This is a genomic window from Cryobacterium sp. MLB-32 (genome assembly GCF_000738085.1).
GTDB lineage: Bacteria > Actinomycetota > Actinomycetes > Actinomycetales > Microbacteriaceae > Cryobacterium.
The window spans coordinates 1-653 of the sequence record NZ_JPRS01000686.1 but is presented as its reverse complement, the minus strand read 5'-3'; the positions used below and the strand labels follow the sequence as shown (position 1 = coordinate 653).

The window sequence follows — 653 nt, the reverse complement described above, 5'->3', positions numbered from 1 at the left end:
CCACGCTCGTTCGACGGGCCCGTACTCCATGATCACGCAGCAGCCGCTGGGTGGTAAGGCGCAGTTCGGTGGACAGCGTTTCGGTGAGATGGAGGTGTGGGCGCTCGAAGCATATGGAGCCGCTTACGCCCTGCAGGAACTCCTGACCATCAAGAGCGACGACATCCTCGGCCGCGTCAAGGTCTACGAGGCCATCGTCAAGGGTGAGAACATCCAGGAGCCCGGCATCCCCGAGAGCTTCAAGGTTCTGATCAAGGAAATGCAGTCACTCTGCTTGAACGTCGAGGTTCTCTCGGCCGATGGCACCGCAGTCAGCCTGCGCGACACGGATGACGAGGTCTTCCGCGCAGCGGAGGAGCTCGGAATCAACATTTCCACCCGGTTTGAGTCGTCGTCCATCGACGACATCTAAGCCCGGCCACTGAGACTCGAATACTTTCCAAGGGAGAGAAATTGCTCGACGTAACAACATTTGACGAGCTTCGCATTGGCCTGGCTACGGCAGACGACATCCGTCGTTGGTCGCACGGTGAGGTCAAGAAGCCCGAAACCATCAACTACCGCACGCTCAAGCCCGAGAAGGACGGCCTGTTCGGCGAACAGATCTTCGGTCCGTCACGGGATTGGGAATGCTCATGTGGCAAGTACAAGCG

Annotated in this window: 1 protein-coding gene and 1 pseudogene; both read left to right on the top strand. The window is 58.8% G+C overall.

The window, feature by feature from the left end; genetic code table 11:
• Window positions 1–412: pseudogene (locus JF66_RS20900) on the top strand (DNA-directed RNA polymerase subunit beta); the annotation flags it as partial.
• Between the two features lie 41 nt (window positions 413–453).
• Window positions 454–653: hypothetical protein (locus JF66_RS20895; RefSeq protein ID WP_035880892.1), on the top strand; the 200-nt coding region annotated here is incomplete at its 3' end.